Annotated in this window: 7 protein-coding genes and 4 pseudogenes; 7 read left to right on the plus strand and 4 right to left on the minus strand. The window is 38.8% G+C overall.

What is annotated here, in order from left to right; translation table 11 throughout:
• The first annotated feature begins 10 nt into the window (after window positions 1-10).
• Window positions 11-163 (plus strand): IS66 family insertion sequence element accessory protein TnpB, encoded by a 153-nt coding sequence (gene tnpB, locus FTV38_RS18460; RefSeq protein ID WP_350357601.1) that lies wholly within the window; start codon window positions 11-13, stop codon window positions 161-163.
• 248 nt (window positions 164-411) lie between these two features.
• On the opposite strand, the pseudogene istB reads toward tnpB, so the two are convergent.
• The 4 genes and pseudogenes from istB to FTV38_RS16210 form a co-directional block, all read right to left on the minus strand.
• Window positions 412-666: pseudogene (istB, locus tag FTV38_RS16195) on the minus strand (IS21-like element ISAba8 family helper ATPase IstB); the annotation flags it as partial.
• A 53-nt stretch (window positions 667-719) separates the two neighbouring features.
• Window positions 720-1,060 (minus strand): annotated as a pseudogene (locus FTV38_RS16200) (transposase); the annotation flags it as partial.
• A 35-nt stretch (window positions 1,061-1,095) separates the two neighbouring features.
• Window positions 1,096-2,186, minus strand: a pseudogene (locus FTV38_RS16205) (IS3 family transposase).
• A 98-nt stretch (window positions 2,187-2,284) separates the two neighbouring features.
• Window positions 2,285-2,830, minus strand: a complete 546-nt coding sequence (locus FTV38_RS16210) for a DNA-binding protein (RefSeq protein ID WP_127800924.1) — start codon at window positions 2,828-2,830, stop codon at window positions 2,285-2,287.
• 105 nt (window positions 2,831-2,935) lie between these two features.
• On the opposite strand from FTV38_RS16210, the pseudogene FTV38_RS16215 reads away from it, so the two are divergent.
• From FTV38_RS16215 to FTV38_RS16240, 6 genes and pseudogenes are all read left to right on the plus strand, one after another.
• Window positions 2,936-3,421: pseudogene (locus tag FTV38_RS16215) on the plus strand (IS3 family transposase); the annotation flags it as partial.
• 292 nt (window positions 3,422-3,713) lie between these two features.
• A complete protein-coding gene (locus tag FTV38_RS16220; RefSeq protein ID WP_104505828.1) occupies window positions 3,714-4,037 on the plus strand; it encodes a transcriptional regulator in 324 nt (107 codons plus the stop codon).
• A complete protein-coding gene (locus tag FTV38_RS16225) occupies window positions 4,018-4,332 on the plus strand; it encodes a DNA-binding transcriptional regulator (protein ID WP_104505827.1) in 315 nt (104 codons plus the stop codon). Before FTV38_RS16220 ends, FTV38_RS16225 begins: the two co-directional genes overlap by 20 nt.
• A gap of 38 nt (window positions 4,333-4,370) precedes the next feature.
• The gene (locus FTV38_RS16230; protein WP_104505826.1) at window positions 4,371-4,685 is read left to right on the plus strand and encodes a hypothetical protein; all 315 of its coding nucleotides are present in this window, start codon (window positions 4,371-4,373) and stop codon (window positions 4,683-4,685) included.
• A 544-nt stretch (window positions 4,686-5,229) separates the two neighbouring features.
• Window positions 5,230-5,658 (plus strand): hypothetical protein, encoded by a 429-nt coding sequence (locus FTV38_RS16235; RefSeq protein ID WP_000877730.1) that lies wholly within the window; start codon window positions 5,230-5,232, stop codon window positions 5,656-5,658.
• A gap of 207 nt (window positions 5,659-5,865) precedes the next feature.
• Window positions 5,866-6,477, plus strand: a complete 612-nt coding sequence (locus FTV38_RS16240; RefSeq protein ID WP_015060246.1) for a recombinase family protein — start codon at window positions 5,866-5,868, stop codon at window positions 6,475-6,477.
• Window positions 6,478-6,660: the final 183 nt, after the last annotated feature.

Consider the following 6,660-nt stretch of genomic DNA (forward strand, 5'->3'; position numbering starts at 1 on the left):
GGGCATCTGGCTGTGTGCCCGGCGGCTGGAACAGGGCAAATTTCACTGGGCTCAAGTTCACCAAGGTGAAACCGTGGCCCTCAGCCCGGAACAGTTACAGGCACTGATCCAAGGTTTGCCCTGGCAGAGAATTGGATTGCAGCAAGTGGTGAATATGCTCTAAACCAAGCTCGACCATTCTGCCATCCTCCAAACGTTCTATTTCATTCTTCTCATGACCTCAGGCATACTGCGGTCATGAATACGCTGCCTGACTTAAGCCAACTGACCCATGAACAACTGCTGGAATTCACCAGACTGAACCGTACCAGGTTTGTCGGAGACTTTTTATTTAAGTTGTCAACGGCATTCTAAAATTGACCCCTTTCACCTTACAAATGGCAAAGTAAAATTGACCCCTTTGATCTCGTATTAAATTTCAACCTGGGGCTGAATCCCAATTCTTTTTTTATCCTTCAAACGATAACTCTCACCCGATATTTGTACCACATGACAGTGATGCAATAACCGATCTAACATCGCAGCGGTCAACGTGACATCATCTGCAAAGGATTTGGACCACTGGCTAAAGGGTAAGTTACTCGTCAATATCGTACTGCCTTTTTCATAACGCTTGGCAATCACGTTAAAGAACAGATTCGCTTCTTCACGTCCAAACGGTAAATAAAGAGATGGATCCGGAAATTTGAACAACTTCTATAAGTGATATTCCGCTCTAGTTAAGCCACCTTGTTTTGTTGGGGTAGCTGATCATAGTAAAACTCATTGGGTGTCATTTTGTCTAGACTCGAATGAGGTCGTTTCAAATTATAAAACTTGAAATATGCACTCAATTGCTTTTTTGCATCTGTGACACTGCTATAAGCTTTGAGATACACCTCTTCATATTTAACGCTCCGCCATAATCGTTCAACCATCACATTATCAATCTATGAGCAGTATACTGCGCAAGTTTACCATCCATACTGATTTGAATGCCATTTGATTTCAATACATCAATAAATGCATCACTCGTGAACTGACTGCCTTTGTCTGTATTAAATATTTCAGGTGATCGGTAATCCTCCCATAAATAACCGAAGTTAAAAGTAGAGGTTAAGCAGCCATTAGAGGTGGCTTTCCTTTGTTAGCTTGATGTGGTCTTTCATGGTTGTAATGCCACAACCAGTTTGTTGCATAATCTTGTACTTCATCCAAAGTATCAAATAAATGCTTGCTCAGCCAACTATAACGTATAGTCCGATTATAGCGTTCAATATACGCATTCTGCTGTGGCTTACCCGGTTGAATATATTCAATACGAATACCGTGCTCAGTAGCCCAGCGCACAAATTCGTGACTGATAAATTCGGGACCATTATCGCATCGGATCACTAACGGTTTTTCTCTCCACTCCAGCAATTGATTCAACGTACGAATAACCCTGATTGTGGGCAATGAGAACCCTGCGTCAATGGCTAGGCCTTCGCGGCGGTAATCATCAATCACATTCAATAATCGAAACTTGCGACCATCGGAAAGCTGATCATGCATAAAATCTAATGACCAAACCTGATTTTCTCGGATTGGTTCTTTCAATGGTTCAGGCGCATGCCGTTTTAGTCTTCTTCTCGGTTTAATACGCAGATTCAGTGCCAACTCACAGTAAATGCGGTAAACCCGCTTGTGATTCCAGCAGCAACTCTCAACATGCCGTAAATACGAGAAGCACAAACCAAAGCCCCAATCGGAATTTTCCTCAGTGAGTTCAATGAGCTGTTCAGCAATGAGTGCATTGTCATCGCTGAGTTTGGCTTGATAGCGGTAGCAGGTTTCACTAATGCCAAATGCTTTACAAGCCAAACGAATACTAATGGCATGCTGGGCAACTGCCTGTTGTGCCATCTTACGCCGGCAAGATGGCTTTACCCTTGCGCAGCAGTGCTGCTCATTGCCATCGCTTCCTGGATGATTTCGGCCTTTAATCGCTCTTCCGCATACATCTTTTTAAGTCTGGTATTTTCGGCTTCTAGCTCTTTCAGTCGAGCCATTAATGATGTATCCATACCACCATATTTGGCACGCCATTTATAAAAGGTAGCATTACTCATGCCGTGTTCACGGCAAAGGGTCGCTACAGGTGTGCCAGATTCTGCCTGTTTCAAGATGGACATGATCTGACTGTCAGTAAATTTAGATGTTTTCATGCAGAATCTCCTGCTCGTATCTTAAGAGAAAATTCTACTTTTAGATCCTATTATTTTTAGGGGGGATTACCAGCCTTCATCGTCAGTTACTTGTCTTTTTACATTGTAATCTGTTTTTCTAATTCAGCTATCCGTGCATTTGCATTAGTGAGTTGTGATTCCACATATTTGATCGAGCCTGATTTTTCGAGTAGCTGTTCATATTTGGCTTGCAAGGCGTTGTAGTCTTCTTTTGCCTTATCTGTACTAGCAAGAGCGACTTTCAGCTTGTCGGTGGTGTCATCAGTTTGTTTGACCTGTTCATCAAGTTTGATTTGCACCTGTTCCAGTTTTTCTGTGGTATCTGCAAGCTGCTTTTCCAGTTGTTGCACTGTTTCCGCATATCCGCCTTGTACTGCATCAATCCGTTCTTGCAATAGGGTTGCAATGACTTGTGACACGGTAACAAGTTCCGCATCTTTCAGAGTTTTTGCCGTAGTAACGGCTGCCGCCAGTTGCTCTTCAAGGATCTCTTTGCGGTATTTGTTGATAGTGGTCTTTGAGCCGCTACCAAGAACCGCAAGGATATTATCGTTAGTTGGGTTTGAGCCTTGTGCTGCAAGGGATTCGATGGCTTTTGCCACATCTGATTTAGTGATTGCCATGGGTTTACTTCCTATTGTGTACTGTACTGTATCGTATTTTAGTACATTACAGTACAGTACACAATCGATATTTTTTATGAATTATGACTAGCTAAAACTCACCCGTATATTCAAACCAATTCAGGTTGGGTCTATACCGCCTTTATTATTGATGTGTTCTCACGAGCAATTGTTGGATGGAAAGTATCAACACGTATGAATACAGACATGGTGCTCGATGCATTGGAGCAAGCATTGCATGACCGATGCATGCCAAAGAATGTGATTCATCATTCCGACAGAGGTGTGCAATATCTTTCCATTCGTTATACCAATCGTTTAGAAGCAGCAAATTTACGAGCATCAGTCGGTACGACTGGTGATTCATACGATAATGCTTTGGCTGAAACGGTGAATGGCTTATACAAAACAGAGGTGATTGAATATTTAAAAGCAGATTGGCAAGGTTTAGCAGATGTACAACTTGCGACACTAAACTGGGTAGATTGGTTCAATAAAGAACGTGTACATAGTGCACTGGGTTATGTATCACCTTTTGAGTTTGAAGCAATCTACTATGATAAGATTAATCCGTTAGGTCAGGTGGCCTAACTTAAATAAAAAGTCTCCGACAAACCCGGTACGGTTCAGAGTGCTAAATTTTTAAATACAGAGCTTCTGACATTGGGATAGATTTCCCAAAAGTAGTCATGGTGAGTACTCTGTATTGATTGCCTGTACTGATGTTTCAGTTTTTTCATTGTTCCTCCTAGGTAACATTACCTAGAAGGGATCCTCTGCAAAATAGTACATCGTCTTTAATCCTGTGAACTAAGAATTATCATTTAAAAATACCACAAAGTAGTATAAAATAAACTACTACAAGGTAGTATGAATGCAATCAATGTATACAATATGTGAGACTCCATTATTTACTAAATACTGTCTTGTTTATTGGACTCAGGAAGAATATGAGGAATTCAAAACATTCTTAGCATTAAATCCTGAAGCAGGAGATGTAGAGCCTAATGCAGGTGGTATTCGTAAGATTAGATGGACTAGCGGTGGTAGAGGTAAAAGTGGTGGTGTCAGAGTCATCTACTTTAATCGTTTAGCAAATGGAGAGATTTGGTTATTAACCTTGTACAGTAAAAAGCAAACTGTACAGCTTAGTAAGAAGACTCTTCAAGCATTAGTGGAGAAACTAAATGACTCGTTTAATGACTGAAAAAGAACTTGAGGCTTTTGAAGCAACTAGGGATATTGAAGCTGAAATATTACAAGGCATCGACGATATGCTTACTAGTAATGCAGCGAAAAGAACCGTAATCACTGAGACAGATGTAGCGTTAGCTCGTAGAAAGGCTCAACTAACACAAGATCAGTTTGCTAAGATTCTTGGCGTATCAAGACGTACTCTTGAATCATGGGAACAAGGTGCGAGAAGACCATCAGGAGCAGCAACATCCCTTATTCGATTATTTATTGTTGATCCAAAATTTGTAAAAGAGAGTCTGGCTTAATTTAGACAGCTCTCTACTATATTTATTTAAGGTTTTTTATGAAGCACTTAGGATTTGTGGGAAAAAGTACTGAATATTTAGGGTATACCCATATTGAAATTATCAATAGCTCATTACGCTTATCTTTCAATATTCCATCAACAAAAGATCTAGAAGAAACCTTTAAAAAGATAGTCGAAAATAACTATGATTTACTCATGGAAACATCAGCAGAAATCGAGTTCGAATTAGAAAGTGAAACGCTAGCAAAGATAGAAACCATCATAAAAGAAAAAGGGATTGAACTTGATGAGTTTGTTCAAAATGCGCTGATTAAACTTATCAACCAAAATGAATTGGCTAAGACTGATTAGACCTTAAATGCAGACAATAAAAAACCCCGGCATCCTGCCGAGGTTTTTTATTGGAACTTTAGGTCTGTGCTGGCTTAGTGCTTGTCGTATCTGGCCCCATCCTGGTGCTCATTCTTTGTAATTCTAAGGAACTTCCTGTTCCTGACCAATTAATCATATGAAAATTCTACTATTCCGAATAGCCGCAAAGGACCGGAATTTACGTAAGCTAAAGCGTACAAAACAGCCTAAGTTTTATCCACAAGAAATGGGGATAATTTTGAACATTCACGCATTGATAAAATTTAAAAAATCTCAAAATCGACTACTTTTTAAACAAATTTATTGGCAAGAACTATCAAAACTGCTCATAAAAAAGCCGATTTGTTTCAAAATCGGTTTTTTGGGCATTTTTGGATTTTTCTTGTTTTATTAAGTATCTGATATTTATATTAATATACAAGTGTATTGCGTATAACCACCATTATGTTAAATAGAATCAAAAAACCTCCAATAAAATCGTTATAGTATTATTATTTATTGAGTAGATAAGAGAATTAAATTAGTGAAATATTCAAATGAAAAAATAGTAAAAGCTCTCTTACTTTCTCCTTTACCACTACTTTTTTTCACAGCAGTCCTGTTTATCGTAATGAATCAGGAATACAGCCTATACTCGATTTTAGTGGTTCTTGTAGGGCACGGTCTTGTCTACTTGGCTTATTGTATTTTGACTGTACCTTTCAGCTTCATATTCTCAATTCTTTTAAATCGTTATAACAGTCTTAATTTATTAACTATCTGTATTGCCTCTATAATTATTGCTACTCCATTTTTTATTCTTTTTGGATGGAGTCACACAGGAGAAATTTCGAAAGAGTGGTGGAAGATGTATACAGATACATGGACTATCTTTATGGCTCTATTTCCTGGCTTATGTTATTGGCTATTTCTGATTAACCTAAAAGATAAGAAATCAAAGAATATTGAATAAACCATTGCATAGAGATTCTTAAATTTCCCTAAAATTAACATAATACACGTTATACGAATTCCCAAGGCATGGCTTCCAGTCATGCTTTTTTTATCAAAAGACTATACCTGAATGATAGCGAGCCAAATCGCATACAATATCTATCATTAGACTTAATGCAATAATTAAATGATAGTATTATCATTAATCTAATAGAATTAAGATTAAATGATAGAAATGAATACACGTATTTATCTACGAGCTTCAACTAAAGATCAAGATGCAGAAAGGGCTTTGCAGATTCTTCAGGATCTAAACCAAAACTTGAATTTGGGTGAAACCATTGTGTACGTGGAAAACTATAGTGGTACGAAGTTAGACCGACCTGAATTGAATAAGCTACTGTCAGAAGCAAATCAAGGTGACACATTGTTAGTTGAAAGTATTGACCGCTTATCACGCCTAACCCAACGAGATTTTCAAGAGCTGAAGCGCAGGATCCAGGAGAAGGGACTTCGTTTAGTCGTAGCAGATCTTCCTACTACCTACCAAATGATTCAAACCAGTGACAGCATTACTCATTCAATCTTGGAACTCATCAACAATATGTTGATTGATCTTCTGGCAACAATGGCCCGCCTAGACAATGAGAAACGTATAGAACGTATTAAGCAGGGCCTGGCACGTTCGGGTTACAAACCAACAGGCAAGAAGGCAAATGAGGCTAAACATAAACGAATAAAAGAATTGCTAGTAGTTGGCAATATGACTAAGGAAGAAATTGCCAAAGCAGTGAATTGTGGAGTTGCAACTGTCTATCGAGTTGCTAAAGTTATCTAAAAGAGGCTTATCTCAACGCGCCCCCAATGGGGCACCGCTGCATTCAGGTTACTTCACATAAGAAATTTTATGTTAAATGATTGTTAGAAATGCCCCTTGATCGAGGCATTTTCTATAAAGAATACTAAAAACTAATTAAAGCCAACCAAGTTTCAAAACAAGGCAGTTCTCAGCAATCATATT

Source organism: Acinetobacter sp. YH16044 (assembly GCF_013417145.1).
Taxonomy (GTDB): Bacteria; Pseudomonadota; Gammaproteobacteria; order Pseudomonadales; family Moraxellaceae; genus Acinetobacter; species Acinetobacter amyesii.

Coding starts and splice junctions, on each gene's coding strand:
- FTV38_RS16210 (WP_127800924.1), bottom strand. CDS start 2,830: ATGGCAATCACTAAATCAGATGTGGCAAAAGCCATCGAATCCCTTGCA.
- FTV38_RS16220 (WP_104505828.1), top strand. CDS start 3,714: ATGTATACAATATGTGAGACTCCATTATTTACTAAATACTGTCTTGTT.
- FTV38_RS16225 (WP_104505827.1), top strand. CDS start 4,018: ATGACTCGTTTAATGACTGAAAAAGAACTTGAGGCTTTTGAAGCAACT.
- FTV38_RS16230 (WP_104505826.1), top strand. CDS start 4,371: ATGAAGCACTTAGGATTTGTGGGAAAAAGTACTGAATATTTAGGGTAT.
- FTV38_RS16240 (WP_015060246.1), top strand. CDS start 5,866: ATGATAGAAATGAATACACGTATTTATCTACGAGCTTCAACTAAAGAT.